This is a genomic window from Nonomuraea diastatica (assembly GCF_004349015.1).
GTDB lineage: Bacteria > Actinomycetota > Actinomycetes > Streptosporangiales > Streptosporangiaceae > Nonomuraea > Nonomuraea diastatica.
This window is the reverse complement of record NZ_SMKP01000449.1, coordinates 1-750: the sequence shown is the minus strand read 5'-3', so window position 1 is coordinate 750 and position 750 is coordinate 1. Positions and strand designations below refer to the sequence as shown.

The 750-nt window shown below is 68.4% G+C and carries 1 protein-coding gene; it reads right to left on the bottom strand.

Annotated features, from left to right (window positions below; genetic code table 11):
• Positions 1–151: 151 nt before the first annotated feature.
• A partial coding sequence (locus E1294_RS52115) for a phosphotransferase (RefSeq protein ID WP_132520820.1) occupies positions 152–750 on the bottom strand: 599 nt, incomplete at its 5' end.

The window sequence follows — 750 nt, the reverse complement described above, 5'->3', positions numbered from 1 at the left end:
CATCCCCGGCACCCCGCTGGGGGATCAACACTTCACATTCTTGCAGCTCAAGAGCATCACCCACGCTGGAGCAGTGGTGGGTTACTGACGTGCGCCTACCGAACGGTCTTAATTTCCGACCAGATCGAAGAACAAGTTCAACAAGTGTGCGTCAAACGCCCTTCAGAACACGATCAAGTGCCGCCCGGCCTGCAGGTCCCCAGTGCGGCTTGCCGCCGGGAAGGCCCCGATCTCCGTTCTGCCCCATGAGCATCAGGAAGAGGCTCTTCATAGCGGCCAGCCCGCGGGCGCGCCGGATCGCCGCCTCGTCCGCGTGCGCGTACATGTCGAAGAACCGTGCGGCCGTGCCCGCGGGGAGCAGCACCCATGCGGCGGCGAGGTCCCACGCCGGATCGCCGGCGAACAGGTCACCGAAGTCGATGATGCCCGAGAGCGTTCCGTCCGAGACGACGACGTTCGCGGGATGGAGGTCGCCGTGCACCCACACCGGCGGGCCCTCCCACGCGTGGGCCGCAACGGCGTCGTCCCAGACGGCCCGGACGCCGGCAGCGATGTCGTCGGGGGCAACGGCCTGGAAGAAGTCCTCGAAGCCGTCCGTGCAGTTCCTGGGATGGGCGCCGCGGTCCGTAGTGATCGGCGCCTCGGCGGGCGCCTCCACATGGAGCGCCTGGAGGAAAGCCGCCAGCGTGTCGGCCGCGTGGGCGCCGCGGCTGATCGTGCCGTGGTCCAGCGGTTCGCCGGGAACCCACG